General features: G+C 72.7%; 22 protein-coding genes and 3 pseudogenes. 13 read left to right on the top strand and 12 right to left on the bottom strand.

Annotated features, from left to right (window positions below):
• Positions 1 to 58 precede the first annotated feature (58 nt).
• Complete coding sequence (locus tag ACZ4VF_RS31090) at positions 59 to 490, top strand: VOC family protein (protein ID WP_467930150.1); 432 nt, start codon at positions 59 to 61, stop codon at positions 488 to 490.
• Positions 491 to 615: 125 nt separating this feature from the next.
• On the opposite strand, the pseudogene ACZ4VF_RS31085 reads toward ACZ4VF_RS31090, so the two are convergent.
• A pseudogene (locus ACZ4VF_RS31085) lies at positions 616 to 812 on the bottom strand (response regulator transcription factor); the annotation flags it as partial.
• Positions 813 to 1,192: 380 nt separating this feature from the next.
• Between ACZ4VF_RS31085 and ACZ4VF_RS31080 the strand changes: the two are divergent.
• Positions 1,193 to 1,936 carry a dienelactone hydrolase family protein gene (locus ACZ4VF_RS31080; protein ID WP_467930149.1) on the top strand — a complete coding sequence of 248 codons (744 nt, stop codon included), beginning with the start codon at positions 1,193 to 1,195 and terminating at the stop codon, positions 1,934 to 1,936.
• A gap of 48 nt (positions 1,937 to 1,984) precedes the next feature.
• Here the strand turns inward: ACZ4VF_RS31080 and ACZ4VF_RS31075 are convergent.
• Positions 1,985 to 3,941 (bottom strand): annotated as a pseudogene (locus ACZ4VF_RS31075) (ATP-binding cassette domain-containing protein).
• 288 nt (positions 3,942 to 4,229) lie between these two features.
• Between ACZ4VF_RS31075 and ACZ4VF_RS31070 the strand changes: the two are divergent.
• The 3 genes from ACZ4VF_RS31070 (at position 4,230) to ACZ4VF_RS31060 (ending at position 7,138) form a co-directional block, all read left to right on the top strand.
• Positions 4,230 to 5,003 (top strand): HEAT repeat domain-containing protein, encoded by a 774-nt coding sequence (locus ACZ4VF_RS31070; protein WP_467930147.1) that lies wholly within the window; start codon positions 4,230 to 4,232, stop codon positions 5,001 to 5,003.
• Positions 4,997 to 6,010, top strand: a complete 1,014-nt coding sequence (locus ACZ4VF_RS31065; RefSeq protein ID WP_467930146.1) for a MerR family transcriptional regulator — start codon at positions 4,997 to 4,999, stop codon at positions 6,008 to 6,010. The genes ACZ4VF_RS31070 and ACZ4VF_RS31065 overlap by 7 nt, the downstream gene beginning before the upstream one ends.
• 402 nt (positions 6,011 to 6,412) lie before the next feature.
• The gene (locus ACZ4VF_RS31060) at positions 6,413 to 7,138 is read left to right on the top strand and encodes an SDR family NAD(P)-dependent oxidoreductase (RefSeq protein ID WP_467930145.1); all 726 of its coding nucleotides are present in this window, start codon (positions 6,413 to 6,415) and stop codon (positions 7,136 to 7,138) included.
• 82 nt (positions 7,139 to 7,220) lie between these two features.
• On the opposite strand, the pseudogene ACZ4VF_RS31055 reads toward ACZ4VF_RS31060, so the two are convergent.
• Positions 7,221 to 7,831: pseudogene (locus ACZ4VF_RS31055) on the bottom strand (MmyB family transcriptional regulator); the annotation flags it as partial.
• 162 nt (positions 7,832 to 7,993) lie between these two features.
• Here ACZ4VF_RS31055 and ACZ4VF_RS31050 point away from each other — a divergent pair.
• Entirely contained in the window at positions 7,994 to 9,010 is a 1,017-nt protein-coding gene (locus ACZ4VF_RS31050; RefSeq protein ID WP_467930144.1) for a zinc-dependent alcohol dehydrogenase family protein, read from the top strand.
• A gap of 280 nt (positions 9,011 to 9,290) precedes the next feature.
• The gene (locus tag ACZ4VF_RS31045; protein ID WP_467930142.1) at positions 9,291 to 9,623 is read left to right on the top strand and encodes an antibiotic biosynthesis monooxygenase family protein; all 333 of its coding nucleotides are present in this window, start codon (positions 9,291 to 9,293) and stop codon (positions 9,621 to 9,623) included.
• 204 nt (positions 9,624 to 9,827) lie between these two features.
• Here ACZ4VF_RS31045 and ACZ4VF_RS31040 read toward each other — a convergent pair whose 3' ends face one another.
• From ACZ4VF_RS31040 to ACZ4VF_RS31030, 3 genes are all read right to left on the bottom strand, one after another.
• Positions 9,828 to 11,444, bottom strand: a complete 1,617-nt coding sequence (locus ACZ4VF_RS31040) for an MDR family MFS transporter (RefSeq protein ID WP_467930140.1) — start codon at positions 11,442 to 11,444, stop codon at positions 9,828 to 9,830.
• Positions 11,445 to 11,579: 135 nt separating this feature from the next.
• Positions 11,580 to 12,788, bottom strand: a complete 1,209-nt coding sequence (locus ACZ4VF_RS31035; protein ID WP_467930139.1) for a glycosyltransferase — start codon at positions 12,786 to 12,788, stop codon at positions 11,580 to 11,582.
• Positions 12,789 to 12,930: 142 nt separating this feature from the next.
• Positions 12,931 to 14,253 (bottom strand): UDP-glucose dehydrogenase family protein, encoded by a 1,323-nt coding sequence (locus tag ACZ4VF_RS31030; protein ID WP_467930138.1) that lies wholly within the window; start codon positions 14,251 to 14,253, stop codon positions 12,931 to 12,933.
• A gap of 287 nt (positions 14,254 to 14,540) precedes the next feature.
• Here ACZ4VF_RS31030 and ACZ4VF_RS31025 point away from each other — a divergent pair, with 287 nt between their 5' ends.
• Positions 14,541 to 15,206, top strand: coding sequence for a TetR/AcrR family transcriptional regulator (locus tag ACZ4VF_RS31025; protein WP_467930136.1), 666 nt, complete (start codon positions 14,541 to 14,543; stop codon positions 15,204 to 15,206).
• A gap of 75 nt (positions 15,207 to 15,281) precedes the next feature.
• Here the strand turns inward: ACZ4VF_RS31025 and ACZ4VF_RS31020 are convergent, their stop codons facing one another.
• A complete protein-coding gene (locus ACZ4VF_RS31020; RefSeq protein ID WP_467930135.1) occupies positions 15,282 to 15,989 on the bottom strand; it encodes a hypothetical protein in 708 nt (235 codons plus the stop codon).
• Between the two features lie 109 nt (positions 15,990 to 16,098).
• Here ACZ4VF_RS31020 and ACZ4VF_RS31015 point away from each other — a divergent pair, with 109 nt between their 5' ends.
• Complete coding sequence (locus ACZ4VF_RS31015) at positions 16,099 to 16,572, top strand: hypothetical protein (protein WP_467930134.1); 474 nt, start codon at positions 16,099 to 16,101, stop codon at positions 16,570 to 16,572.
• A gap of 84 nt (positions 16,573 to 16,656) precedes the next feature.
• On the opposite strand, the gene ACZ4VF_RS31010 is transcribed toward ACZ4VF_RS31015, so the two are convergent.
• The gene (locus ACZ4VF_RS31010; RefSeq protein ID WP_467930132.1) at positions 16,657 to 18,690 is read right to left on the bottom strand and encodes an alpha/beta fold hydrolase; all 2,034 of its coding nucleotides are present in this window, start codon (positions 18,688 to 18,690) and stop codon (positions 16,657 to 16,659) included.
• Between the two features lie 120 nt (positions 18,691 to 18,810).
• Between ACZ4VF_RS31010 and ACZ4VF_RS31005 the strand changes: the two genes are divergently transcribed.
• The 3 genes from ACZ4VF_RS31005 (at position 18,811) to ACZ4VF_RS30995 (ending at position 21,158) form a co-directional block, all read left to right on the top strand.
• Positions 18,811 to 18,954 carry a hypothetical protein gene (locus tag ACZ4VF_RS31005; protein ID WP_467930131.1) on the top strand — a complete coding sequence of 48 codons (144 nt, stop codon included), beginning with the start codon at positions 18,811 to 18,813 and terminating at the stop codon, positions 18,952 to 18,954.
• Positions 18,955 to 19,091: 137 nt separating this feature from the next.
• Complete coding sequence (locus tag ACZ4VF_RS31000; RefSeq protein WP_467930130.1) at positions 19,092 to 19,889, top strand: GntR family transcriptional regulator; 798 nt, start codon at positions 19,092 to 19,094, stop codon at positions 19,887 to 19,889.
• A 9-nt stretch (positions 19,890 to 19,898) separates the two neighbouring features.
• On the top strand, positions 19,899 to 21,158 hold the full coding sequence (locus ACZ4VF_RS30995) for an MFS transporter (RefSeq protein WP_467930129.1): 1,260 nt from the start codon (positions 19,899 to 19,901) through the stop codon (positions 21,156 to 21,158).
• Between the two features lie 74 nt (positions 21,159 to 21,232).
• Here the strand turns inward: ACZ4VF_RS30995 and ACZ4VF_RS30990 are convergent, their stop codons facing one another.
• Positions 21,233 to 21,760, bottom strand: coding sequence for an NUDIX hydrolase (locus tag ACZ4VF_RS30990; protein WP_467930127.1), 528 nt, complete (start codon positions 21,758 to 21,760; stop codon positions 21,233 to 21,235).
• Between the two features lie 101 nt (positions 21,761 to 21,861).
• Between ACZ4VF_RS30990 and ACZ4VF_RS30985 the strand changes: the two genes are divergently transcribed.
• Complete coding sequence (locus ACZ4VF_RS30985; protein WP_467930126.1) at positions 21,862 to 22,014, top strand: hypothetical protein; 153 nt, start codon at positions 21,862 to 21,864, stop codon at positions 22,012 to 22,014.
• Positions 22,015 to 22,224: 210 nt separating this feature from the next.
• Here the strand turns inward: ACZ4VF_RS30985 and ACZ4VF_RS30980 are convergent, their stop codons facing one another.
• From ACZ4VF_RS30980 to ACZ4VF_RS30970, 3 genes are all read right to left on the bottom strand, one after another.
• Positions 22,225 to 22,644 carry a DUF3592 domain-containing protein gene (locus ACZ4VF_RS30980; RefSeq protein ID WP_467930125.1) on the bottom strand — a complete coding sequence of 140 codons (420 nt, stop codon included), beginning with the start codon at positions 22,642 to 22,644 and terminating at the stop codon, positions 22,225 to 22,227.
• A 173-nt stretch (positions 22,645 to 22,817) separates the two neighbouring features.
• A complete protein-coding gene (locus ACZ4VF_RS30975; RefSeq protein WP_467930123.1) occupies positions 22,818 to 24,572 on the bottom strand; it encodes a cellulase family glycosylhydrolase in 1,755 nt (584 codons plus the stop codon).
• A gap of 94 nt (positions 24,573 to 24,666) precedes the next feature.
• Positions 24,667 to 26,166 carry a glycoside hydrolase family 43 protein gene (locus tag ACZ4VF_RS30970; protein ID WP_467930122.1) on the bottom strand — a complete coding sequence of 500 codons (1,500 nt, stop codon included), beginning with the start codon at positions 26,164 to 26,166 and terminating at the stop codon, positions 24,667 to 24,669.
• Between the last annotated feature and the right edge of the window lie 145 nt (positions 26,167 to 26,311).

Raw genomic sequence — 26,311 nt, 5'->3', positions numbered from 1 at the left:
GGTGGGGACAGGTGAGCTGGACCACGGCCCTTCGCCTGCCACCAGGAAGGCAGTTGCCATGACCGTTCTCGACTCGCCGATCCCGCGCTTCCACCTGGCCGTGCCGGTCGACGACCTGGCCGCCGCCCGCCGGTTCTACGGCGACGTCCTGGGCCTGACGCAAGGCCGCAGCGCGGAGACGTGGGTGGACTGGAACCTGCACGGGCACCAGTTCGTCACGCACCTCGCCCCCGGGGGCGGCCGGCGCGTGCACAACCCGGTCGACGGACACGACGTCCCCGTGCCGCACTTCGGGCTGATCCTGACGATCGCCGAGTTCCACGAGCTCGCCGACCGGCTGCGCGCGGCGGGCACCGAGTTCGTCATCGAGCCCCACGTCCGCTTCGAGGGCCAGACGGGCGAGCAGTGGACGATGTTCCTCCTTGACCCGGCGGGCAACGCCCTGGAGTTCAAGGCGTTCGCCGACGACTCACAGGTGTTCGCCGCCTGACGGGCGGGCATGCCAGGGAACCGACGACAGTCGCTCCCTTGCCTGAACGCACGCAGGTCGAAGCGGTGACTGAACGGCTTTCGGTCCGGGCGCGGGCGAGGCGCCCTCAGACCGGTCTCCTCCGCGCGCAAGAGGCCGGTCCCGTAGGCGGTGACGACGAGTCGGGCGCGGTCCCGGACGCCGAGTTCGGCCATGGCCCGGTTGGCGTGCGTCCCGACGGTGACCGGGGTGACGCAGAGGCGTTCGGCGATCTCGTCGTCGGACAGGCCGGCGGAGACCAGTGTCATGACCTCGCGCTCGCGGGGGTGAGGGCGGCCGGCCGCCCGGGATCCGTGAGTTCACCCGGGGAGAGCGGGGAAGCGGCTGATCGTTCCGGCCGTCTCCGGCTCTCGGCCGTCTCCGGCTCCATCGGCCGCCCCTGGCCCCGGCTCCACCGCGATCACCGTGCACCGGCGGCGCCGGGCCTGCCGCCCGCGGTGCGTAAAGGCGTCGCGCAGGCTCTGCTCGGCGGACTAGGCTGGCGGGATGACAACCGGGACGGCATCACGCCACACACGGATCGGTGACCCGGTGCTCCTCTGAGCGCCGTACGGGCCGGTGGGGGCCCGGTGTCCGGCAGAGGAGCCCACGCCGCGGCCGCGCGTGCTCCACCTCCGTCGTGTTGATCACAGGCTCGACACATCAACCACGACAGGAGAGTTCATGCGCACCAAGACACTGCTGATCCCCACCGAGGACGGCCGGGCGGACGCCTTCGCCGCGTTCCCCGACCACGACGAGCGGCACCCCGGCGTGCTGATGTACGCGGACGGCTTCGGCATCAGGCCCGTGCTGCGGGAGCTGGCCCGCGAACTGGCCGGGCACGGGTACTACGTGCTCGTCCCCAACCTCTTCTACCGGCACGGCCCGGCGCCGGTGATCGAACTCCCCGAGCACATCGGAGAAGACGCCAGGCCCGCGGTCTTCGCCCGGCTGATGCCCCTGATCGAGGCGCACACCACCGAACGCGTCCTGCGCGACGCCGAGGCCTACCTCGGGTTCCTCACCACCCAGCCCGAGGTCGCTCCCGGGCCGGTCGCGGTGACGGGCTACTGCATAGGCGGCCTCGTGGCGTTGCGCACCGCCGCGGCCCATCCCGGCCAGGTGGCCGCCGTCGCCGCGTTCCACGGCCCCGTGGGCGCCGACGAGCCCGACGGCCCGCACTCCCTCCTCTCCCGGATCACCGCCCGGGTGCACCTCGGCCACGCCGCGACCGACATGACGCCCGAGGCCCTCGCCCGGCTCAACCGGGCACTGGACGCCGCGGGCGTCGACCACACCTCCGAGATCTACCCCGGCACCGTCCACGGCTTCACCATGGCCGACACCGACGCCTTCGACCCCGCCGCACTCCGGCTCCACTGGGACCGCCTGCTCCCCCTCCTCGACCGCACCCTCACCGGCTGACGCGCCGGTCCCGTCGGTCCCGCACCGCGCCGGCATCGTGCCCGACCGTCACGCGGGATCGGCGACGGCGGGCGAGCCAGGACGGGGGACGGTGCCCGAGGGGGCGTACTGGGCGGCCTGCGCGTCGAACATCGAGGCGTAGCGGCCCCGGGCGGCCATCAGTTCGTCATGGCCCCCTTGTTCGACGAGCCGTCCCTGGTGCAGGACGTAGATGCGGTCGGCGTGGCGGACACCGGACATGCGGTGGGTGACCAGGACGACGGCCCGGTCCGGGGCGGCGAGCCGGCGGATGCGGTCGAACGCGGCGATCTCGGCCTCCGGGTCGAGGGCGGAGGTGGGCTCGTCCACGATGAGCACGCCGTCGTCGTCCGAGGTGGAGCTGCGCCAGTGGGTGCGGGCGAGGCCGATCTTCTGCCACTCGCCGCCGGAGAGTTCGCTGGCGCCGCGGAACATCCGCGCCAGCAGGCTGCGCAGTCCGTCGGGGAGCTTGGCGACGACCGGCCCGGCCCCCGCGTAGTCGACGGACGGCTGCAGGTCGTCGGGGCCGGCCTCGCGGGCGGGCCGGCCGATCCGGATGTTCAACGCCGCCGTCACCGGCCAGCGTTGGAAGTCCTGGGTGAGCAGCGAGACGCGGTCGAAGATCTGGGAGCGGTCCAGGGAGGCGGCATCGGCCTCACCCCACCGTACGGTCCCGCTCTGCGGCAGCAGCAGGCCCGACAACACCTTCATCAACGTGCTCTTGCCGGACCCGTTCTCGCCGACCACGGCGGTGACCGCGCCCATGGGCAGCGTCAGCGAGACCTCGTCGAGCGCGGGAGCTTCCCGGTCAGGGTAGCGGTAGGTGACCCGGTCGAGGACGACCTGACCCACGCGTGCCGGTACGGGATCGCCCCCGCTCGGAATGGTGCGTCGTGCCGCCTCGTCCAGGAACCGGGCGTGGTCGCGGACGTAGAGGGACTCCTCGTGCAGCTGGTTGACGTTCATCACCAGCGCTCCCAGGCTGGCCGAGCCGGAGCGGACGGCGATGACGGCGGTCCCGGCCACCGCCAGGCTCATGTGCCCGCTCGTGATCAGCAGGTACATGGCCGCGTACGTCGCCGCCATGGCGAGGCCGGACAGCGCGGCGGCCACCCACTCCGTGACGGCCTTGCCGGCGGCCAGCCGCTCCTGTTCGGCCTCGGCGCTCTCCGCCATGCGTTCGTAGCGGCTGAGCAGGAACGGCCCGACGGCGTGGATGCGCACCTCCTGCGCGGCCGTGCGCTCGGTGAGCAGCTGCCCGATGAGGCGGCTGGCCCGCACATGCTCGACCCAGGACATCACCGACACGTACCGTTCCTGCGCCACCCGCATCGCACCCCAGCCGCGAGGCGCCGCGATCAGGAGCAGCATCGGCAACAGGACCGGGTGGAGGATGGTGAGGACGCCGGCCGTCGAGACCAGGGAGATGGTCCCGTTCAGGCACGCAGGCGCTGATCATGCGGCGGGCGGATCCGGCGCCGAACTGGGCGACGTCGATCAGCCGCCGGAACTCCGGGTCCTCGATGGCCTCCAGCTCGACGGACGCGGCGGCGGCCAGGTACCGGGTCGTGGCGATCCGCTCGACCAGCGGTTCCAGCCGGCCCGCCCGCGAGGTCGACCAGCCGGCCAGGCCCGAGTTGACCACGGCCGCCGCGGCGGCGGCGAACAAGCCCGGCAGCACCGCGTGCAACCGCTGCCCGGGGGTGCCCGAGCCGAGCAGCGCGTGCATGACGGCATTGACCGCGAGCAGCCCGACCGCGGCGGCGACACCCTGCCCGATCTCGCTCAGGGCGACCACCAGGAGAGCGCGGCGGTCGGCCCGCCACGCCATCCGCAAGGTCGCTGCGACCAGACCGGGCATGGAGCGCAGAGCCGACGCCATCGTCAGGTCGAGCCAGGCGCGCTCGTGTTCCGACCAGCCGAAGTCGTAGCGCAAGGGGCCGCCGAACAGTTCCTTCTCGGCGTCGGAGACCTCCGGCTCGGCCATCTGCACACGCCCGAAGAACCGCTTCACAGGGCACCTCCCGGCCCGGGCCGGCTCGGCGTCCGGACAGTCGGCGTGGGTGTTCGTGTCGTGGGCGAAGTCAACGTGGTCCCCCTCGTCGGTGGTGAAGCCGCTGCGTACGGCTCAACGACCCGGCCGGAACCGCGAACACCCGCGTTTCGGTCGTCTTGGCGCGGTCCATGGGGGAGCGCGCGGCGGGGCGTGCGCTCCCGGCGCACCGACCGTCCAGGACCGGGCTTGACCTTGACACGTTGATAAGGTGTGCCCTGGGTGCTGGAGGTGGTCCCGATCAACACGACAGACGGAACCCCGCGGAACACCCGCATCACCCTTGCTCTCAGCGCCGAGGACTCGTCGGTCCGGCTACAGGCGGCCCTGGCGGCCGGCTCGAACCCCCACCCCGGGTTCCTGGAGCCCCTCATCGAACGGTGCGCGATCGAGCCGGACTTCTTCGTGCGGGACATGCTGTCCTGGGCGCTGACCCGCCTCCCGCCGGAGATCACCCTTCCCCGGATCCGGCGGGACCTCGACTCCGAGCGCACTCAGGCCCGCAGCCAGGCGTTGCACACGCTCTCCAAGATCGCCGACAAGAGGGCGTGGGCCTGGATCACGCGCGACCTGCTGCGTGACGCCGACGACGAGGTCGCGCGGACCGCGTGGCGCGTCGCCGTCGTCCTCGTGCCCGAGGAGGCGAAGGAGGTCCTGGCCGACGAACTGGTCCGGCAACTCGGGCGCGGAGGACGTGAGACGCGGCTGAGCCTGAGCCGGGCCCTGGTGGACCTCGGTGACGTGACCGAGCCCGTCGTGCGGAGGGCGGAGGCGCATCCCGACCCGGTGGTGGCCGCGCACGCTCGTGCCACCGAACTGCTCCGGCAGAACCCGGAGGCCGGTTTCGACGCTGCTGTCGAGGAGGCCGGGCGAGTCGTCGCACTGGGCCCGGAAGGAGCCGCTGCCGCCGCCTCGGCCGCGCCGGGAACCGCCGGGACGGCGAGCGCCGCCGGGACCACGGAGGTCGCGGAGATTGCGGAGGCCGCGGATTGCTGATCGGTGAAGTGGCCCGTCACTCCGGGGTGAGCAGCCGGATGCTCCGGCACTACGACGCCCTGGGGCTGGTGCGCCCCACGGGCCGAACCGTGGGCGGTTACCGCGAGTACTCCGCCGAGGACGTCCGCAGGATCTTCCACGTGGAGAGCCTGCGGTCCCTCGGGCTCTCGCTCAAGCAGATCGGCCGTGCGCTCCAGGACCCGGCGTTCACACCGTCGGCCCTGGTCGGCGACCTCATCCGGTGGACGGAGGACCGCTTGCGGCGGGAGCAGGAGCTGCTGGAACGGCTCCGTGCCGTCGACGCCTCGGAACCCACCGGCTGGCAGGACGTCCTGCGCATCGTCGAGCTGATGCAGGGGCTCGACTCGACCAGCCCCGCACGCAGACAGCAGGCCGTCCTGACCCGCCCGCACAGCGTGTCGGTGCCCGCCGAACTCCTGGCCGGGGCGGTCCTGTCGGAATCCGACCCCCATGTCGCAGGCGCCCTGCGCTGGGCGCTCGCCCGGTCGGGCGGCGACGGCGTGGCGGTACTGGCCGCCGGCATGGCTTCGCAGGACGTCCGCATCCGGCGGCGGGCGGTGCTGGCGATCGTGGGGATGGCCGAGGTCCCGGGAGCGACCGCGGTGCTCGCCGACGCGCTCGGGGACCCGGACGCGGCGGTGCGCGGGCAGGCCGCTCTCGCGCTGGGCAGGCGCGGTGTGACCGCGGCCGTGCCGACCCTCGTCGGCATGGTGCTCGAGGGTTCCCATGACGTCGACGCGGCGGAGGTCCTGGGAGCGCTGTCCCAGGACCCCCGGTGCGCGGAACGGATCACGACCGCACTGGCCGGGCAACTGGCCGCGCCCACCGCGGACTCGGCGACGCGGATACGCCTGACCCAGGCCCTGGTCGAACTGCCGGGGAACACCGCGCTGGAGATCCTGCGCGAACTGGCCCACGACGACGACCGCGCTGTCGCCCTCGTGGCGTCGGCTTTCCTCGGCGTTCTCGACAAGCGGTCCCCGTGACCAGACGGATGCACCACCGGCCAACGGCCGTGAACGAACCCTCCAGGCTGCCGTCGGCGTGCCTCTTCGCTGCCCCGCCAAGGGACTCGCCCTCATGGCGGACGGACGACCGGCCGGTGCACCGCGCGCCTGCCCCCTGCCCGCGGTCGGGGGGCCACGGGCGGGGCCCTTCTCGCCGATCCGCGGGAGGCGGCCGCCGCCGTGGAAGTGGTGCCTGCCGGCCGTGCGCCCCCGACGGTCCACGGCATCCGCCGGACGGTGAAGCGGTGACACGTCCGAACGGAAGTAAGCGTTCCGGCGCGAGTACAGTCATGGACGGGGCCGAAACGACCTTCACCGTCCCGGCACCGGCCTCCTCCCGACACCGCGCCGGACGTCGCGCGGACGAGAGGCGGTGCGACCGTGAGTCGGATCCTGGTGACCGGTTCCACCGACGGCCTCGGCCGTGCCGCGGCCGACGCGCTCCTGTCCGCCGGGCACGAGGTCGTGGTGCACGCCCGCAACCAGGAGCGCGCGACGACCCTCCACCCACTGGTCGACCGGGGGGCGCACCTCGTGGTCGGCGACTTCGAGGACCGTGACGCCGTACGGAGCGTCGCCGCCGAGCTGAACGACGCCGCACCCCTCGACGCGGTGATCCACAACGCCGGAGTGTGGAGCGGGCGTGCGGTCATCCCGGTCAACATCGTCGCCCCGTACCTGCTCACGGCCCTGCTCCGCGGCCCTCGACGCCTGGTGTACCTGAGCAGCGGCTCGCACCTCGGCGGGCGTCCCTCGCTCGACGGGGTCGACTGGCTGGGGCGGAGCGCGGGGTCGTACGCCGACAGCAAGCTGTTCGTCACGACGCTCGCGGCCGCGGTGGCCCGCCTGCGCCCCGACGTGCTCAGCAACGCCGTGGACCCGGGCTGGGTGCCGACCAGGATGGGCGGACCGAACGCCCCGGACGACCTCGCACTCGGCCACCGGACACAGGTGTGGCTGGCCTGCAGCGACGAGCCCGAGGCCCTGGCCACCGGCGGGTACTGGTACCACCGTCGACGCGTGCAGCCGCACCCCGCGGTCCACGACCAGGCCTTCCAGGACCGTCTCCTGCGGACGCCGGCACGGGAGACGGGCACCGCGCTCTGAGCGAGCAGCGCGGGCTCGCCGGGCCCACGGGGGCGCGGTCCCGTGCGCGGGGCTCTCGGACGGTGGGGTGCCGCACCCCTGGGTCGGTGTCCTTGGTGGCGGCCAGGGAGGCGAGCAGGCGCAGCCCCGCTGGGGAGCCGGGTTCGGCGGCCAGGTCCAGGGACTCGCAGGCGAGGGTGACGTCGCCGACCGCGGGGTGGTGGAACCGCTGGTTCCGGTGCCGTGGCGGCGGACGTCATGGGCGCTCCGGCGGGTGCGGAACTCCTCGCTGCGGGTGGAAAGGCCCCCGATGAGGTCGTGCAGGTCCCTGTCGTGGGGGTCGCGGCCGGCCTCACGGCGCAGGATGGCCACCGCCATCCGTTGCAGGCCACGGTGCGGGGTCCACCGCCGGGCGGTGGGGCGGCGCCGGGGGCCGGGGGAGGGTGCCGGAGCCGTCGGCGGCCTGGGCCGGGAGCAGCGGGCGGGCGCGTTCGGCGGCGTCCCGTCGCAGGGCGCGGGCGACGGCTTCGAGGACGGCGGGGGAGGGGCCGGCCAGGTTGCCCCGCTCCGGCTTCGCGTCGTACACCACGCTCATGTCGGCAGACGAGGCGACCTCGCTCCGGCGCACCCCGGCACGCGCCGAGGGGACCCGCCAGCCCTTTCGCCGGTGACTCGCTGCCCGCCGGAATGCGCGGTTACCTGGAACAGAGGCACTCCCCGGGACGGCGCCGCCGCCCCCCGGGGACACCCGGCCGGCAGCGCGCGAAGGACAGCGGCGGCCCCGCCGGCACCTGATGCGCACCTGCATACACACGACTGTCCGAGGACCGCCCCCCAGGCCCCGGGCCCTCCAGCGAACAGGAAGGACTTCCCCCCATGCGCGGAGCAGTGATCCACGCCCCCGGCGACGTGCGGTTCGAGACCCTGGACGACCCGAAGATCCTGATGCCGACGGATGCGATCATCCGCACGGCCGTCACCTGTGTGTGCGGCTCCGACCTGTGGCCCTGGCGCGGCCTGGACGCGACCGACGCGGCGCACCCGATGGGCCACGAGTACGTCGGCTTCGTCGAGGAGGTCGGGGCCGAGGTCACCGCGGTCAGGCCCGGCCAGTTCGTCGTAGGCTCCTTCGCGACCTCGGACAACACCTGCGCCAACTGCCGCAACGGATGGCAGTCCAACTGCCTCGACCGCGAGTTCATGAGCACCTGCCAGGCCGAGTACGTCCGTATCCCCAACGCCCAGGGCACGCTGGTCGCCACCGACGAGGTGCCGGACGAGGAGTTCTGGCCCGGTCTGCTGGCCGTCTCCGACGTGATGGGCACCGGCTGGTACGCCGCCGACGCCGCCGAGGTCGGGCCCGGCTCCACCGCCGTGGTCGTCGGGGACGGGGCGGTCGGCCTGTGCGCGGTGATCGCCGCGAAGGAGAGGGGCGCGGAACGGATCATCGTCATGAGCCGCCACGAGACCCGCGGGCAGCTCGCCCGCCGGTTCGGCGCGACCGACATCGTCACCGAGCGCGGCGACGAGGGCGTCGCCCGGATCAAGGAGCTGACCGGCGGCATCGGCGCCGACTCCGTCCTGGAGTGCGTCGGCACCGCCCAGGCCATGCAGCAGGCCCTGCACTCCACCCGCCCCGGTGGCACCGTCGGCTTCGTCGGCGTACCCCACGAGGTGCGGATCGACGGCCAGGAACTGTTTTTCTCCCACGTCGGCCTGCGCGGAGGCCCGGCCCCCGTACGCCGCTACCTGCCCGATCTCATCGACCGCGTCCTGACCGGCCGCATCGACCCCGGCAAGGTCTTCGACCTCACCCTGCCCCTGGAACAGGTCGCCGAGGGCTACAAGGCGATGGACGAGCGCCGTGCCATCAAGACCCTCCTCAAGCCCTGATCCCCCCGCTCCTACGGCACGGACCAGCCGGGACAGCGGGTACACGCCGTCGCCACCGCGCCCGAGCCCTCCCACGCTCTCCCGGGCTCGGCTCTCGCCGCACGGATCACGGCAACCGCCTCGTCCAGTGCGGAGTCCGCCCCGCCCCGGCCACCCCCACCCCCACCGCCACCGTCCACGGCCAGATCCGCCGGGCCTGGTCGCCCAACCCGGTGGCCAACAAAGGATCTTGACAGTAGCCTGGGCGTCCTGTGCGCCTCACCGACGGAGGGCTCCTCGTATGACCACCCCGTTCGTCCGCCCCCGACCGCCCTACTACGCGGTGATCATCACCACCCGGCCGTCCGCGGACCTCGAAGGCTACGCGGCGATGAGTGAGCGCATGGCCGAACTCGGGGAGGCACAGCCCGGCTATCTCGGACGCGAGTCGCTGACGGACGAGGCCGGCCGGGACATCGTCGTCATCTATTACGCGGACGAGGCATCGATAGCGGCGTGGAAGGCCCATCCCGAGCATCTCGAAGCGCAGCGGCTCGGACGTGAACGCTGGTACTCGTCGTACAGCGTGGAGATCGCACGGGTGGAACGCGCCTATGTCTTCAGCCGCGACTGAAGGGCGGATTCGGAGCGTCGGCTGACGCTCCTTCTGCAGGGCAGAGGCCTGACCCCGGGTACGACGACCCGCGAACCCGCGGGCGGCCTCGATGCGCCCGCGCCGGCCGTGGTTCCAGGCGTCGACGGACCCTGCGACCGCCCCCGTGCCGTCGGACGGTCCGATCTCCGGCCGACCGTCCGGGCCGGCACCACCGCCCGCGGGCTACTCGTCGGAAAGCGTCACGTCGGGCACCCTCCAGGACGCGATCACGAACGCGACCAGGGTCACCGCGGCACCGGCGAGGAAGACGACCCGCATGGAGGCGACGTACCCCTCCAGGAACGGCAGCGCCGCGTCCCGGTCGAGCGCGCGCAGGAAGGCCGAGTCCTCCAGGTCGGCGCCGCCGCCCGGGCGCAGGACACCCGCGAGGGCGTGGGCGTTGTCGGGCCGGGCCAGCAGACGGCGGTAGGCGGGGTCGTGGCGGGCCTCGGCCAGCCGCTCGGATATCCGGCCGGCCGCCGTGGAGAACAGGAGGGAGAGGAAGGCGGCGGTGCCGACCGTACCGCCGTTGGACCGGAAGAAGTTGACCGACGCCGTAGCCGCGCCCATCTCCGTGCGGGGCACCTCGGACTGCGCGAGCGTGGTGAGCGTCTGCATCGACGCACCGAGCCCCGCGCCCATCAACGCCATCCCGAGCGCTGCGTACCACAGCGGGCTGTCCACCCGCAGGGTGGCGAAGACGAGCATTGCGGCGGTGAACGAGCCGATGCCCGCGACGAGATGCGTCTTGAACCGGCCGGTCCGCGCGATCAACCGGCCCACAAGGAGCGTCACGGCGAGATTCGCGGCGACGGTGGGAAGGGTGGCGAGCCCCGCCGCCATCGGACTCATGCCGCGCACGATCTGGAGGTACAGCGGCAGTGTCGTCATCGCACCGAACATGCCGATCCCCACGATGAAGTGCAGGGCGACACCCAGCCGGAAGGCGCGGATGCGGAACAGCCGCGGCGGCAGCAGCGCGGCGTCACCCTTCCGCCGCTCCACCAGCACGAAGACGACGAGCCCCAGCGCCCCGACGGCGTACATGAGCAGCGCCCGGGGTGAACCCCACCCCCAGGCGCGGCCCTGCTCGGCGACGGTCAGCAGCGGCACGATCCCGGCGGCCAGGGCGAGGGCTCCGGGGTGGTCGAGCCGGTGCCGTATCCGCCGGTGCGGGAACCGCAGGACGCGGGCGATCACCACGGCGGCCACCGCGGCGAGCGGCACGTCGAGCAGGAAGATCCAGCGCCAGCCGTCGATGCCGAGCAGCGTCCCCCGGTCCGCGAGGGCCCCGCCCGCCAGCGGTCCGACGATGCTGGCGCCCCCGAACACGGCCATGAAGTAGCCCTGGTAGCGGCCTCGTTCCCGCGGGGTGGTGATGTCGGCGACGATCGTCATGGCCAACGACATGAGCCCGCCGCCGCCGAGCCCCTGCACGGCACGGAAGGCCGCGAGTTCGTGGATCGACGTGGCGCATCCGCACAACAGGGAGCCGGCCGTGAACAGACCGATGGCGGCGAGGTAGACGGGCCGGCGGCCGTGGATGTCGGAGAGCTTGCCGTACAGCGGTGTCGCGATGGTCGCGGTGATCAGGTAGGCGGTGGTCACCCACGCCTGGGCCGTCAGCCCGTGCAGGTCGTCGGCGATGGTCCGCAGCGCGGACGCGACCACCGTCTGGTCCAGGGCCCCCAGGAACATGCCGAGGACCAGACCGGACATGACCGTGGTGATCTGCCGGTGGCTGAGCCGCCCCGGCACGTCCCCGGCCGCGCCTTGCTGCCGGGTGTCGGAGAAGGTCACAAGTCGTCCTGAGGGGTGGGAGATCGGGGTTTATGCCGGGGCGCGCAACAGGCGCCGGGGGGCCGTTGCCCGTCTTCCGGGTACGGGTACCGACAGGGTGACGGGTACGGCCACCCGTGCGCGGAGGCAGGCGGGCTATCCGGTGAGGCCGCCCAGGTCGGTGACCGCCTGCCCGACGTCCGGCAGTGTCAGCATCTCCAGCTGGGCCGACCGGGCCCGGGCCCGGGGAGCGGGATCGGCGAGCAGCTCGCGGCACACACCGGCGATGCCCTCGGCGCTGCGGTCGGTGATGTGGCGGCCCACGCCCAGCTCCTCCACGCGCTCCGCGTTGGCGTGCTGATCACCGAAGTGCGGCAGCACCGCCAGCGGCGTGCCGGTCCGCAGGGCCTCGCGCACACTGTTGAAGCCGCCGTGGGTGACGAACAGGTCCACCGACTCCAGCAGCAGCGGCTGCGGTATGCGCTCGGTGACGTGTACGTGCCCGGGCAGATCTCCGGTGTCCACGGGGATGCCGGAGGTCGACACGATCACGGTGCAGTTCTCCAGGCCGGCCGCCGCCCCCACGATCGCGCGCAGGCTTTCGGCGGTGTCCGGCATCTTCACCGGCGACGGGGCGGTCCGGTCCGCCGCCTGCTCCCGCAGCGTAGGCAGGGCGGTGCCGATGGCGGCGTACACCAGGGGCCGGTCCGTGGGCAGTTCGGCGGCCCAGCGGGGCAGCACCGCGTGCCGTTCGACGTCCACGGTCTGCCGGTACGACCAGGTCGGCGGCAGGTGCCGGGAGAAGGAGAAGGCGGGGGGTACGTAGTCGACGCGGCCGTGCGGTACGACGGACAGCGGATCGTCCCGCTCGGGCAGACCCAGCTCCCGCCGCCGTTCGTTGAGCAGCGGCAGCACTTCGGAGGGGTCCATGATGTTGCTGAACCCGGAGGGCGTCGGCAGCTGGGGCACACCGAGGAGTTCGGCGGTGAGCACCGCGCTCATGTCCATGCCGTCCCGCAGGATCAGATCGGGGCGGAACTCCCGGGCGAGGGGGAGGAGGATGTCCAGGTGGGGCTTGGCGCCGGGCCCGGCCAAGGCCCGCATGAGCAACCGGGACAGCGCCGGCGCCGGGCCGGTCAGGTCGATGGTGTCCGGGAGTTCGGCCGCGTACGAACTGATCATGGCGAGCGGGTCGAACCGCGGTAAGGCGGCGTTCACCGTCACGTCGTCGTCACGGAAGACGTGGGCGAGGGCGTCGGTGGTGACCACCAGCACCTGGTGCCCGGCCTCGGCGAGGGCGCGCAGCAGAGGCAGCTGGGCACGCCCGTGGGAGGGACTTCCGAGCGTGGTGCACAGAACGCGCATGAGCGGGGCCTTTCTCTCGTTGGACAGCAGGAGTGGCACAGGGAGGAGTGGCGCGGTCAGGGGGCGGCGGGGCGGCCGGGGTGCCGGTGGCGGATCCCCGGCCGCCCCGTTCCCGCTTCACGGCAGTCGTGCGGCTCCCGCGTCACGCCACCCGCGCCGCGGTGCTCGCACGTCCGATGCCGTGCAGGGTCAGCCCGGCCCGGGCGAGCAGGTCCGCGTCCAGCAGGTTGCGGAAGTCGTGGACCTCGTGGCCGGTCATGCGCGCGGCGATCGCCGCCCAGTCGAGGTCCCGCAGTTCCGGCCACTCGGTGAGGACCACACAGGCCGCCGCTCCCTCGGCGGCCCGCACCGGGTCGTCGACGAGCTCGACCAGGTCGCTCAGGTCGGTTCGCCCCTCGCGCAACGCCGGGTCGAACGCGGTGAGTTCGGCGCCCCGGTCGCGCAGCAGCCGGGCGACGGCGAGCGCGGGCGAGTCACGCAGGTCGGAGGTGCCGGCCTTGAAGGTCAGGCCGTACAGGGCGAGCCGTACGCCGTCCAGCGAGCCGCCCTCACCGCGCCCGCACGCCACGGCGACGCGTTCGACGAGCCGGCGCTGGTGGGTGACGTTGGTCTCGATGGTGGCGCGCAGCAGTGGGAAGTCGACCCCCGACCGGTCGCACACCGTCAACAGGGCGTGGGTGTCCTTGGGCAGGCAGGAGCCGCCCCAGCCCGGCCCGGGCCGCAGGAACGCCGCGCCGATGCGCGGATCCTGCCCGATGCCCTCGGTGACGTCGGTGATGTCGGCGCCCAGGCGTTCGCAGAGAGTGGCGAGGTTGTTGGCGAACGACAGCTTCATCGCGAGGAAGAAGTTCGCCGCGTACTTGGTCAGTTCGGCACTCGCCGGGTCGGTGAGCACCAACGGCGCGTCCAGGGCGGAGTACAGGTCGGCGACCTGGCGGGCGGCGTCCCGGTCGGCGGCGCCGATCACGATGCGGTCGGGGTGCAGGAAGTCGTGGACGGCGCGGCCCTCGCGCAGGAACTCCGGGTTGCTCACCACGGTCACGTCGGCCCGGCCGAGGAGCGCGGTGACCCGCTCGCAGGTGCCGACCGGCACGGTCGACTTGTTGACGACGACACAGCCGGGGCGCAGCACCTCGCGGATCTGCCCGGCGACGGCCTCCACTGCCGCGAGATCGGCCGCGCCGCCCGCTCCCATCGGTGTGGGCAGGCACAGGAACACCACCTCCGCCTCGGCGACGGCGGCCGCGGTGTCGCCGGTGAACTCCAGCAGGCCCGCCTCCAGGGCGTCCCGCACGGTCTCCGGCAGACCGGGCTCCAGGATGTCGACCCGGGCCGCGCGCAACCGCTCGACCTTGTGCGGGTCGGCGTCGGCGCACACCACGGAGTGGCCCAGGGAGGCGAGGCAGGCACCGGTGGTCAGTCCGACGTAGCCGGTTCCGATCACGGCGACATGACGAGCAGGCACAGGGGATCACCCTTTCCGGTCGGTGGGGCCCGCGCGCGGCGCCGGGCGCGTGTCGGGGACGTGCGCCGTCGTGCCGTGCGGGCGACCTGGAACGGGCCGGCTCCGTCGTACGGCCCGGTACTGCGAGTTCTCAAGTCATCAATCGTTGACCTGCCTCAGGTATGGCATGCGGCGCGAACACAAGTCAACGACCGGTGACATCGGTCGGTGACTTTGAGACAGTCGCTCCAGACTGGAACATGGGGCGGACGACGGGACGTTCGACGGACGACGAAAGGTGCGGTGACGTGACGGCAGCACACGACGGCGAGGCCTCGGAGGCGGAGGCGTGCCGGCCTGCCCACAGGCGATCGGCCTCGCGCACGCGCACCGCGCTCAGGGCCGCCGCGGCGTTCCGCTTCGGCAAGTACGGCTACGAGGGCACCAGCGTGCGCGACATCGCGGGCGACGTGGGCGTGGACGCCGCCCTCGTCTACCGCTACTTCGGCTCGAAGGAAGCGCTTTTCAACGATGTGACGGGCACCGGCAAGATATTCGAGCCGCTGCTGCGGGAGCCCGTCGAGACGATCCCCGACTGGTTCTGCGCGCTGCTCCTGGGGGCGCCCAAGGACGGCGACTTCCCGCATCCGGTGCTGTCGGTGCTGCGGTCCTCCGGAAGGGACGAGGCGGTCGCCCGGCTGCGGGCCGACTTCACGGAGGTGTTCACCAAGCGCCTGGCCTCCCGCCTCGGCGGCCCCGACGCCGACCTGCGAGCGGAACTCCTGGCGGCCTGGATGCTCGGCACCAGCCTGATGCGTACGGAGATCCGCCCCCCGGCCCTGCTCTCGGCACCGGACGCCGCCCTGGAACGCTACCTGCGCGCGGGCATCGAGGTCCTGCTGGGCCCCGCACCGCAGCCGGAGGGGGAAACGCCCGGAGCCGGCAACGGACAGTCCGGCACGGACGACCACTGACCGGCGTGGGCGAGGGAGAACGCCGGATGTCGCGATGACTCCTCCGGTCAGCCCTCGTACCGCCCCGGAGGCCGGTCAGTGGACGCGTTCCCCGCACTCCGCCGACAACAGGACGGCACGCGGCGGCAGTTCGCCGGGACGACATCCCCTCACGCGCAGGCACGCCTCACGGGAGCCCTCCACGGGCGGGTATTCGAGGGCGACCTCGTTCAGGACGCCGAAGTCGTCGCCAACATGCAGTTCCGCCGCGCACACGCCGTCCGGGAGACAGCCTGCCAAGGTGCCGAACACCGCCGTGTCGTCGCCGTCGGCGACGCACTCGCGGATCTCGAAGCGCCAGTGCCCGGCCGCCTCGGCGAGCAGCGCCCTCCCCCTCTTGCCCAGCGCCGCGAGGAGATCCGCACGGGCCCGCAGGTGGTGGGCGATGGCGCAGCAGACCGGCACCGCCGCGCCGTAAGGAGTCGTCACGCGCGTGTACCCGGCGTGGGGATAGCACGACAGGGCCTGGTCGAGCAGGCCCAACGCGGTGTCCCCCGCTGCCGGGTGACCCTGCCGGACGATGTCGAGGAGCAGGGGCGCCGCGACGACGGCCGCCGGGAACACCGCGGCGCTGTGGCCGTGGACGATGCCGCCACCGTCCAGCAGCGTGCCTGCCTCGGCCGCCTGTTTCAGGCTCGCCGCGTCTGCCAGGGCGCGCAGACCCCGGGCGGCACGCGCCGGGTCGTACCAGCGGGGGTGGCCGGGTACGGCACCCCAGTTCACCGACTCGATCGCATCCAGCACGTCACCATCCTCGCACCGGGGGATCGCCAGGCGGAGCGGACATCGGTGGCGGCATGCCCGCCCGCTCCGCGGGCGGGCGTGTCGGAAGCGGCCGGTAGCCTCGAACGCCATGGGGATTCGGATGGACGTAGAGGTGGCTTACCCGGTCAACGACGAGATGGAGCGGGTGCTCGGGCTGGCCGAGGCGGTCGGAGAGCCCGTCGACGTCGCGTTCCTGTGGGAGGGACGTACGGAGGCGGAGCGCGCCGTGCTCGTGCCCGCGGCCACGCTGGCGCTCTGGGAGCACTGGGCCCCCACCGCCTACCCGACGGGCGACGCGGAGGACGAGGACCAGCCGGGGACGGACGAGCCGGAACTGGCCCACCCAGCGGAACACGGACCGTTCACGCTCTTCCGCCGTCGCGTGGGAGGGCGCACCGCGGTCGCCCGCGGAGGTGTGGTGGTGGCCGAGCTGCTGGACCCCGACGAGGCGCACTGGCTCCGGGAACAGGCGCGCAACGTCCGCCAGGGCTTCATGGACCCACGGCAGAAGGCGGCGTTCGAGGAGTTCCTCGCCCGCCGGCCACCTGTCGGTGAGCAGTGACCGCGGCGACCCACACCGCCGTCCGACGGCGCCCGGGCCGCCGTCCAGAAGTGATCGACGCCTCCGCTCGTGTGGCCGGACCGGTCAGAGCATCGCGGGACGTCGCCACTTCTGCCCGAGGACGTGGTGGTCGAGGAAGTTCAGCACCGTCTCGTACATGACGCGGATGTGGTTCGGCGCTCCGATGGTGTGGCCCTCGGTCGGGAAGTGCAGGAACCGGACCGGCACGCCGAGCCGCTGGAGATCGTGGTGCAGGCTCAGTGCCTGGCCCATCGGCACACGGTGGTCCCTGCCGCCGTGCACGATGAGCACGGGCGTCGTCACCCTCGCCGCGTCGAGGTGCGGCGAGTCGGCCTCGTACCGCTCCCGTCGCGTCCGCGGGTCGCCGAAGATCTTGTGGAAGTAGGCGCGCATGTCGGTGTCGGTCTGCAACGCCTCCAGGTTCCACATCCCGGCGGCGGAGACGATGGCCTTGAAGCGGTCGGTGAGGGTCGCTGCCCGGTTGGCCAGGTAGCCGCCGTAGGACCAGCCGGCGAGGGCCGTCCGGGTCGCGTCGAGGTCGGCGCGTGCCAGTGCGGCGTCCGTCAGCGCGATGACGTCACGGTAGGGCTGACCGCCGTACTGCCCCCGGCCGCGTTCCTGCATCCGTTGCCCGTAGCCGGTGGACAGGGCCGGGTCCGGCAGCAGTACCGCGTAGCCCCGGGCCGCGAACGGCCAGGGGTTCCACGACCAGGTCCAGGCACTCCAGGACGCCTGCGGCCCCCCGTGCGGAACGACGAGCAGAGGCGCCGGACGCTCGGGCGAGGCGCCTTCGGGCAGAACGAGCCAGGCTCGCAGCGGGAAGCCGTCGTCCGCGTGGGCGCGCACCTCGGTGAGGGTGCCGGGTAGCCGGTGGAGCTCGCCGGGGGCCTTGAGGAAGCCGGGTCGCTGATCGGGCGTCGCGGAATCCAGCCGGACCACCCGGGGAGGGCTGTCGATCGCGCTGCGCAGCGCGTAGAGAGCGGTCCCGTCGGGTGTCACGCACAGCGAGGTGTAGGCACCGGATGCGGTCAGCCGGGTGACGGTGCCGTCCGTGTCGCGGCGGAAGACCGGGCAGTGCCCCCGCTCGTCCCCGGTGAACCACAAGGTGGAGTCCCCGGGAACCGGCGAAAGGACCGCCCGTCCGGGCCACGGCCAGTTGTCGAACTCCGGCAGCAGGTCGGCCTCTTCACCGCTGGCGAGGTCGAACGCGACCAGGGTGACGCGCCATTCGGTGTCGTACGTCTCCTCCCGCTGGCGCTGGCAGACCAGCGTCGAGCCGTCGGCGGTGAACGCCGGGCGGTAGTACTGGTGACCAGGGCGCGAGAAGACGCGACGCCGGGCACCCGTGGCCGCGTCGGCGACCACCACCGTGTTCGTGTCCGGGGCGCGGCCGGTCGCGGCCCGCGTGTAGGCCACCAGCGAGCCGTCCGGTGAGACCGCCATGTCCGCTTCGCCCGCCAGGCCCTGGCTGCCGGCGTTCACCGCGGGCCCGTCGGGGCGCAGGACGAACGTGTGCGGTTCGTCCGGCCCGAGGGCCGCGCCCCAGACACCGGTCGTGGTCTCCTCGTAGAGGGCCGCGGTGACCATGGCGTTCTCGCGCGCACGCAGAGAGGCGGCGTACGACTCGGTGTCCGCGGCGCCGGGCAGGAGGTCGGCGGTGTAGGCGACCGTGCCCACACGCGCGGCGACGGTGAAGGCGGATATGCCCCCCGGGTGGCCGGCGATCCGCTTGGCCTCACCGCTCTCGGGCAACGCCCACAGCGAGGTACCCGTTCCGTCGTCACCGGCGGCGTCGGAACCCTGAGGGTCCTGAGGGCCCTGACGGTCCTGGCGGTCAGAGAGGAACAGCAGCGTTCCGTCCGCGGCGAACGCCGGGGCGAAGTCCCCTTCGACGGCCCCGGTCACGAGCCGGCTCTCACCCTGACCCGAGGGGTCGACCTCCCAGAGCGTCGCGTCGTGCCCCGTGCCCTCGTCGTCGACCGAGTACACCGTGAGGATCAAACGGGTCCCATCGGGCGCCAGAGCCAAGTCCGCCAGGCGGGGGTGTCCGGCCAACCGGTCGTGGAACACGGCGGTTTCATACGAGAAGTGGGTCATGCCGATCATCCTGCCTGCCCCGCCCTGCCCGTGACAGGCGCGGCTGCGAGCCGGCGCGGACAGAACCTGCCGAGGCACTTGCCGGGAACCGGTCCGGCGAGCCCCGCACGGCAGCGAGACGTGTGGCAGGACCCGGACCGGTCCGAGGACCTCGACCACACCGTGCACGTGGGCGCCGCTGCTCGGGACGAGGAGCACCTGGCGGCGCCGGGCCGGCCGGCCGTGGTGCCGGCCGAGTCGGAGACCGGGGAACGCGCGCGCTGACCCGGTCGCCTGACGCCCGGCAACTCCCGGACGCCGAGCGTATTTCTACTCCAGTAGCTTTCGGCGCGCTCAGTACATTGCCAACGCAGCCCGGATCACCCCCCCTGCCCCGCAACGGAACAACCGGAGAGACAGCCGTGCCCAGAGAAGCGCCCTACCGTGCCGTGGCCGACATGCTGCGCACGCGGATCCTCGCGGGGGAGTGGGAGGCAGGAGAGCGGCTGCCGTCCCGCGTGCGGCTCGCGGAGGAGTACGGCGTCGGACGCAACGTCGTGCAGCGAGCCATGGACCGTCTGATCACCGACGGCCTTCTCGAAGGCCGCGCCGGTTCGGGCACCTACGTCCGCACACCGCGCGAGCGCCTGCGGCTGCTCCGCTCACGCCACCGTGAACGCCGGGGCGGATTCCCGTACGGCGCCGGCACGAGGGAACGGGGCAGGGCCGACGCCTGGGACGCGTACAGCCAGGTGCGCGTTCCCGCTCCCAAGGCGATCGCCGAGCGGCTCGCCGTCCGCCCCGGAGACCTCTGCGTCCGGACCGACTACGAGTTCCTCGCCGACGGTCAGCCCGTCCAGCTCTCCGAGTCCTGGGAACCGATGGCCATCACCGGCGGAACACCCATCGTGCTGCCCGAGACGGGCCCCTTGGCGGGCAAGGGGGTGGTCGAGCGCATGCGCTCCATCGGCGTGCTCGTCGACACGGTGGCCGAGACCCCGCGCCCGGCTCGGGCCACCCGGACGCAGGCGTACCTGTTGGGGATCGGTACCGGCGACCTGATGCTGCACATCGAGCGGACCATCTACGACACGGACGGACGCCCGGTCGAAACCGCCGACATCGTCATCCCCGACGCGCGCCGGGAAGTGGTGTACGAGTTCGCGGCCGAGGTGCCGCGGCCACGGGAACCGGCACCGCGACGCCCCGAACACCCGTAGGAGACGCGTATGCCGACACCCTCCCGCCCCGGGCTTCTGCGTGACCCCGACTTCGGACGCCTCTTCGCCGCCACCGCCCTCGGGCAGTTGGGCGATCGCATCCTCTTCCTCACCTTGCCCCTGGTGGCGATCGTGGCCTTGGACGCCGGCGACTTCCAGGTCGGGTTGCTGACGGCGATGACCACGGCAGGCTCGCTCCTGGTCGGGTTACCGGCCGGCGCGTGGATCGACCGCATGCGGAAGCGGTCCGTGATGATCAGCACCGACGCCGCGCGCTCGCTGGTCCTGGTGACGGTACCGCTCGCCTGGTGGGCCGGCCGTCTCACCGTCTGGTGGCTCTACGCGGTCGCCTTGGTCCACGGAGTCCTCACCGTCTTCTTCGACGTCGCCTACGTCAGCTATCTGCCACACCTCGTAGGCCGGGGCGGCCTCGTCGAAGCGAACGCGAGACTCTCGGCGATACGCTCGGTGACCAGTATCGGCGGACCGTCGATCGCCGGACCGATGGTCGGCCTGATCGGTGCGCCCGCGACACTGCTGGTGAGTTCGGCGGGAATGGCCATGTCCGCCCTGCTCGCGGGCACCATCGGCGGACGCGAGCAGAAGCCCGAGTCCAGTGAGCGCCCTCATCTGGGCCGGGAGATCACAGAGGGACTGGGATACGTTCTCCGACGACCCGCTCTACGGGCCATGATGCTGGGAGACTCCCTCTTCAACCTCTCCCTCGTCGTCTACCAGACCATGCTGCTGGTGTATCTGGAAAGGGAGTTGGGACTCGATTCCCTCGGCGTGGGCCTCATCCTGTCGGGGATGGGCTGCGGCGCCCTGCTCGGCGCGCTGGCGGCGACCCGGGCCTCCCGGCGCGTCGGGCACGGTCCTGTCATCTGGCTCGCCCCGCTGCTCACCTGCCCCTGGACCGTCCTGATGCCGTTGGCCCGGCCGGGCTGGAGCGTGTGCGTCGCCGCGATCGGTCTCGCGACGCTGTCTCTCGGGGGAGTGGTCCGGGTGGTGGCCCAGTCAAGCCTGCAGCAGGCGCTCACCCCGGATCGGCTGCTGGGCCGCGTGAGCGCCACGGCTCGGTTCGTGTCCTGGGGTGGCGTTCCTCTGGGAGGCGTCCTGGGCGGGGCGCTGGGCTCCGTGTTCGGCGCGGCGGCCACCTTGTGGATCGGCGCGGCCGGCATGACGCTGAGCGTCCTCCCCACCTTCCTGTCGCCGCTCCGGACCATGCGCACCCCGCCCGCGGAGAGGACTCCCCGGCTGGTGGGCTGAGCGTGCCGGCCCGTCCCCCTCCGGCGGGTACGGCGGCGTCGGCCCGGTCGGCGAGGCCGCACCTTCACCGGCCCTCAGCCGGACGCGCGGGCGAACTGGTCGGGATCCGTGTCTTCGTCGAAGTCGCCCAGATGGACGGGCGGCCGGTCGAGGTCGACGGCTGCCAGTACGCCGGGCAGGAGGGTAGCCATCCTCTTGGGCCGGACGGTCTCCGTGGTGCCGGCCAGTTCCGCCGTCGACCACCAGTGATGCCCGTAACGGGCCTCCTCGGTCCGGATGTCCATCCCGCCGGCCTCCTCGGCGGTGACCCGGGCGAGACGGTACTCCTCGTACTGGTCGAAGACGCGGCCGTCGACGGTGAAGGTCGCCTGCCGGGTCCAGACGACGGGACTCAGCCGCTCCACGGGAAGGCACAGGGCGGTCTCTTCCCACACCTCCCGCACGGCGGCCTCGGGGTAGGTCTCGCCCCGCTCGACGCCGCCGCCGACAGTGAACCACCATCTCGCCCCTGGCCTGCGGGGGTCACGCCCGCAGAGCAGGAGCAGACGACCGGCCTCGTCCACCAGGAGAACCCGGGCCGTGTACCGCTTCGTCAGCGCCATGAACGCCGATGCTACCCACAGCCCCGGCCGTGCCCCGTCAGCCGCTGCACCCGCCCCGGCGGGAACCCCGGCCGGATGATCACCGGCTACGGGATCCCTCCATGGACGAACCGCAGCACAGCCGCGACCGGGACACCGAGCACATCGAGCAGGTCACCGCCGCCTGCCGGGACGTCACCTGGCCCGCGTCGAGACGCCTCGGCGCCCGCGTCGGCAGCGTCGGCCGGTCCGTCCGGGCGCCGACGGCGCACTGACCGCCCCAAGGTCTTCGACCAGGGTGGTGAGGACGGCCGCGTGCCCCTGCCGGACCCCGAACCGCCCGCCGCCCCGCGCCCGGCCGCCCGGATGGCCGCCGGGCCCCGCTCCCGGGCGTTCACTTCGCACGAGCCGGATCCAGGCGGCTCCCGACGCCAGGGCAAGGTGCGCGTGTCCCCACGTGCACGCTCCCGGGGACCGCAGGCCCGTCAAGCAGCGACCAGGATCCCGGCGACGAGGAGGCCGGCCGCCAGGCACACGGCCCCCACGACGCAGAAGACGGTGACCAGCGCGGCGCCGTCGTGCCCGTCGATGAGCATCCGCTTCGGGTTGTGCGGATCGTAGAAGACCGTCACCACCGAACCCGTGCGGAGATCACCGACCGTGTTCCTGGCGATCGGGGACACGCCTTCCACGGTCCGGCCGTCACCGGTCACCCACTGGACCACCGGGCTGTACATCGTGGCGCTGTTGTCGACGTCGCGCCCGATGTGAAACCGGACGACCGTCCCCCGGGCCTTCGCCCCCTGCTGCCGCAGCCTTCGCGTACGACGCCGGAGGGTGAGGCCGACGGCCATGAACACCGCCCCGAGCAGCAGCGGAACACCCGCCCCGATCAATCCGCCCATCAGTCCGAAACTCCCTTGTCCACCGGACCTATTGGATCATGCCTTTCCGCGGTCGGACGCCTCGGCGTCCACACGGCCTCCAAGGCGCTGCTCACCGGCGAGGACCGGGCCGGCCCACGGGATGTGCCCTGGTTGCCCGGGGGAGCGCGGAACCAGGGCGAACGGCCGTTCGGTCAGGACGCCGTGCCGGTGACCGAACCCGCGGACTTGGTGACGTGGTAGGTGACGGTCGCACCGCTCCAGAAGTGGAAGGTCAGCTTCACGGGTGCGTCGTCGTGCAGCGCGCCCAGGAAGTCGGGCGTCAGATTGATCCCGCCGCCCGCGTAGTCCGGCGAGAAGGCGCGGTTGAACTCCTGGTACGGGGTCCAGTCGGCCTGGCCGGCGTTGCTTCCGTCCGCGTACGTGGCCTCCATGGTCGCCAGCAGGTCACCGCGGTACTGCGTGGGAACGGTGAACGAGGCCGTCGTACCCGCGGCGTTCGACAGGACCGGAGGGTCGTAGGTGACGATGTCGACGTTCCAGGGCAGCCCCCGGGAGAACCGGGCCTGGAGCGTCGCGTCGACCCCGTAGGCGTGATCGCCGGTCAGCCGCGTCAGAGCGGCGGCCGTGAGGGTGAGCCGGTCGCCGGACAGCGTGTAGTCCCGTCCCACGACGAGCCGGGTGCCGCCCTGCCACAGTCCCCGGAAGGAGGTGCCGTTGGGGTTCAGGGTGAGTGTCCGGGCCGTGACCGGGCTCGACTTCCGCACGAAGACCCGGTCGGAGGAGGCCGTGCCCGAGCGAGTGGTCCAGCTCGACCTGACCCAGGCGAACAGCGCCGGGTCCCGCCACTGGAGGGTGGAGCGGTTCAGGTAGGAGAAGGGGTCCCACAGCGCGGTGGTGACCCCGGCGACACGCGCCTGGTACCCGAGCTGCTCCACGTACTTCAGGCCCTCGCCCCGCTCGATGGAGTCGGGGTGGGTGTGGTCGGGCCAGCTGAGGGTGCCGTACTCGCCGAGGTAGACGGGGACGCCCCGGGCGACGAACGAGTCGTGCATGCGGGCGAAGGCGTCGGTCAGGTCCTTCTGGGCGGTGGCGTCGTACCGGGTGCCGCCCGCGATGTTCACGCTGAACGGGTACCAGCCGTAGTAGTGCACGGTGGCGATCAGGTCGGGGTCGTGCAGCGTGCCGATCGTGGCGGACAGGTCGTCCATGAGGGCCTGCGAGGGTGTGCAGCCCAGCGTGGGCAGGACCAGCAGACGGTTCGTGTTCCCGCCTCCCGAGGTGCGGACGATGGTGTGGAAGGAGCGGTTGAGTTCGTCGAGGAGCTGGGTCTTCCGCGCGTCCGTGGTGTTGTTGAACTGCGGTTCGTTGACGCTCTCGAAGAGGAGGGAGCGCGGCTCGTCCCGGAACGTGGTGGCGATCTGCGACCAGCCGGCGTCGAAGCGGGCCCGGACCTCGTCGTGGTCGGTGGGCATGTCCGCGATCCACTGCCACGAGTCGTGGTGGACGTTGAGCACGACGTACAGGCCGTCGGCCAGCGCCCAGTCGACGACCTGCTTGACGCGGCTCATGAAGGTGGCGTCGATGGTGTACGGGGCGGTGGCGGACTGGTGGTCGGTCCAGGTGACCGGGACGCGGACACTGCGGAAGCCTTGCGCGCGCACGGTGTCGAACAGGGCCTTGGTGACCGGCGGGTTGCCCCAGGACGTCTCGTCGGGGATCGCGTCCAGCGTGTTGCCGAGGTTCCAGCCGGGCTGCATGGCCGCCACGGCGCCCATGGCGGAGGCCGGAACGCGGACCTGCGACCGCGCCGCGTGTGCCGGGTTCCCGGTCGCCGCCGTCGTGGCGCCGCTGGACAGGCCCACGACGACGAGCAGCGCCAGCACCAGGGCGGCGAGGCGCCCGGGGCCGCGGCTGCGGCGGAGCGCGGGGTGCCGTGTGTCCTTCACCTGTTGTTCCTTTCGGCGGGTTGTCGGGAGGGTGGCCGGACAGGGGGTTGGCCGTTTGCCGGACCTGTGGTCGGGACGGTGGTCGGACAGGTGGTCACGAGGTGAGGGGTTCGTAGTCGAACCAGTCGAAGTGGACGGTGCCGGCGGCCGCGTACACGCCGATGACGCGACCGGTGAATCCGCCGGCCACCTCGGTCGACAGGTAGCGGCCGTCGAGAGTCGCGAGCACGGTGAAGGTGCCGTCCGGCCGCTCGAAGCCGAGGGAGACGACGTCGGGTCCCGTGCACGGCCCGTGCGGGGGCGGCGGGTCGGTGACGGTGAGGCCGAGGACCACCGGTCCCTCGGGAACGGGGTGCGTGGCGACGACCGTGCGCAGCGGCCCGACGCGTGCGACGACCCGCACCTCGGTGCCCGACGCCTCGACCGCGTAGTGGTGCCGCTCGTCCAGCCGCACGGCCAGGCCCCCGCGGCCCTCCGAGGGGTCGGCCAGAGTGCGCGCCCGGCACGACAGGTGCTGCTGGCGCCGGCCGGTGAAGACGACGCCGGGGGTGTCGAGGCCGCCGTCCCGCGCGCGGAGCGTCAGCCAGCCGGGGCGCACCTCGGTGGTGCAGTGCTCCGCCGTGCGGTCCCGCACGGAGATCCACGCCGGCCGCAGTGCCTTCCGGTCGAAGTCGTCCCGCCGTTCCTCCTCCGGGCCGGGGACGAGCGGCCACGGCGGATCCGGCAGGTCCAGGGCGACCTCGCCGACGACCGGCCAGTCGTCCACCCAGGTCACGGGGGCGAGGAAGGTCTCCCGGCCGAGCACGTGCCAGCCGGGGGTGCCGCCGCGCGGTCGTACGCCGAGCAGCACCATCCACCAGGAGCCGTCGGGGGCCTGGACCAGATCGGCGTGCCCGGTGTTCTGCACGGGGTGGTCGGTGCTGCGATGGGTCAGGATCGGGTTGGCCGGACAGGGCTCGAACGGGCCGTCGGGCCTGTGGCCACGGGCGACCGCCACGCCGTGGCCGCGCTCGGTGCCGCCCACGGCGATGAGCAGGTACCAGTAGTCGCCGATCCGGTACAGGTGCGGCGCCTCCGGGGCCTTGTCGCCGGGCGCGCCGGACCAGGTCCTCCGCAGGGGCCCGTACGTCTTCCCGGTGTACGGGTCGATGCGGACCTGCGACACCCCGGCGACGGTGCACCAGCAGGTGCCGTCCTCGTCCCAGGCCAGGTCGGGGTCGATGCCGGGCACGCCGTCGAGCCGGACGGGATCCGACCAGGGGCCCGCGGGGTCCGTCGCGGTGACGATCAGGTGACCGCCGCCTTCCTGGACATCGGTGACGATCAGCCAGAAGCGTCCGTCGTGGTGGCGCAGGGTGGGGGCGTAGACCCCGGCGGAGGACGGAACGTCGGCGGGCAGACGCAGCTGGCTCGGCCGGTCCAGGACGTTGCCGATCTGCGTCCAGTGCACCAGGTCGCGGCTGTGGAAGAGGGGTACGCCGGGGAAGTACTCGAAGCTGGAGCAGGCGAGGTAGTAGTCGCCGCCCACCCGGCAGATGCTGGGGTCGGGGTGGAAGCCCGGGATGACGGGGTTGGCGGGGCCGGTGTCTGACAAGCCACCAGGTCCTTTCGCTGTACGGGCACGTGGGTCCGGCGGGGGTGTCGTCCGAAGGGAGGCGCCTTCAGGCGCTGGGCGGCAGCGGGGCGGCGGAGAGCGCGGTGGGCAGGGCACCGTCATGGCAGGCGCGGGTTGTGAGTAA

It is taken from the genome of Streptomyces sp. NPDC029151 (assembly GCF_055564315.1).
Note: the sequence above shows the minus strand (reverse complement) of the source record. Positions and strands in the feature narration are given on the sequence as shown.

What these genes read in the sequence shown, in the direction of transcription:
- ACZ4VF_RS30985 (WP_467930126.1), top strand. Translation starts at nt 21,862, where the DNA reads ATGGACGAACCGCAGCACAGCCGCGACCGGGACACCGAGCACATCGAG.
- ACZ4VF_RS31050 (WP_467930144.1), top strand. Translation starts at nt 7,994, where the DNA reads ATGCGCGGAGCAGTGATCCACGCCCCCGGCGACGTGCGGTTCGAGACC.
- ACZ4VF_RS30995 (WP_467930129.1), top strand. Translation starts at nt 19,899, where the DNA reads ATGCCGACACCCTCCCGCCCCGGGCTTCTGCGTGACCCCGACTTCGGA.
- ACZ4VF_RS30990 (WP_467930127.1), bottom strand. Translation starts at nt 21,760, where the DNA reads ATGGCGCTGACGAAGCGGTACACGGCCCGGGTTCTCCTGGTGGACGAG.
- ACZ4VF_RS30980 (WP_467930125.1), bottom strand. Translation starts at nt 22,644, where the DNA reads ATGGGCGGATTGATCGGGGCGGGTGTTCCGCTGCTGCTCGGGGCGGTG.
- ACZ4VF_RS31045 (WP_467930142.1), top strand. Translation starts at nt 9,291, where the DNA reads ATGACCACCCCGTTCGTCCGCCCCCGACCGCCCTACTACGCGGTGATC.
- ACZ4VF_RS31080 (WP_467930149.1), top strand. Translation starts at nt 1,193, where the DNA reads ATGCGCACCAAGACACTGCTGATCCCCACCGAGGACGGCCGGGCGGAC.
- ACZ4VF_RS31015 (WP_467930134.1), top strand. Translation starts at nt 16,099, where the DNA reads ATGGGGATTCGGATGGACGTAGAGGTGGCTTACCCGGTCAACGACGAG.
- ACZ4VF_RS31090 (WP_467930150.1), top strand. Translation starts at nt 59, where the DNA reads ATGACCGTTCTCGACTCGCCGATCCCGCGCTTCCACCTGGCCGTGCCG.
- ACZ4VF_RS31010 (WP_467930132.1), bottom strand. Translation starts at nt 18,690, where the DNA reads ATGACCCACTTCTCGTATGAAACCGCCGTGTTCCACGACCGGTTGGCC.
- ACZ4VF_RS31035 (WP_467930139.1), bottom strand. Translation starts at nt 12,788, where the DNA reads ATGCGCGTTCTGTGCACCACGCTCGGAAGTCCCTCCCACGGGCGTGCC.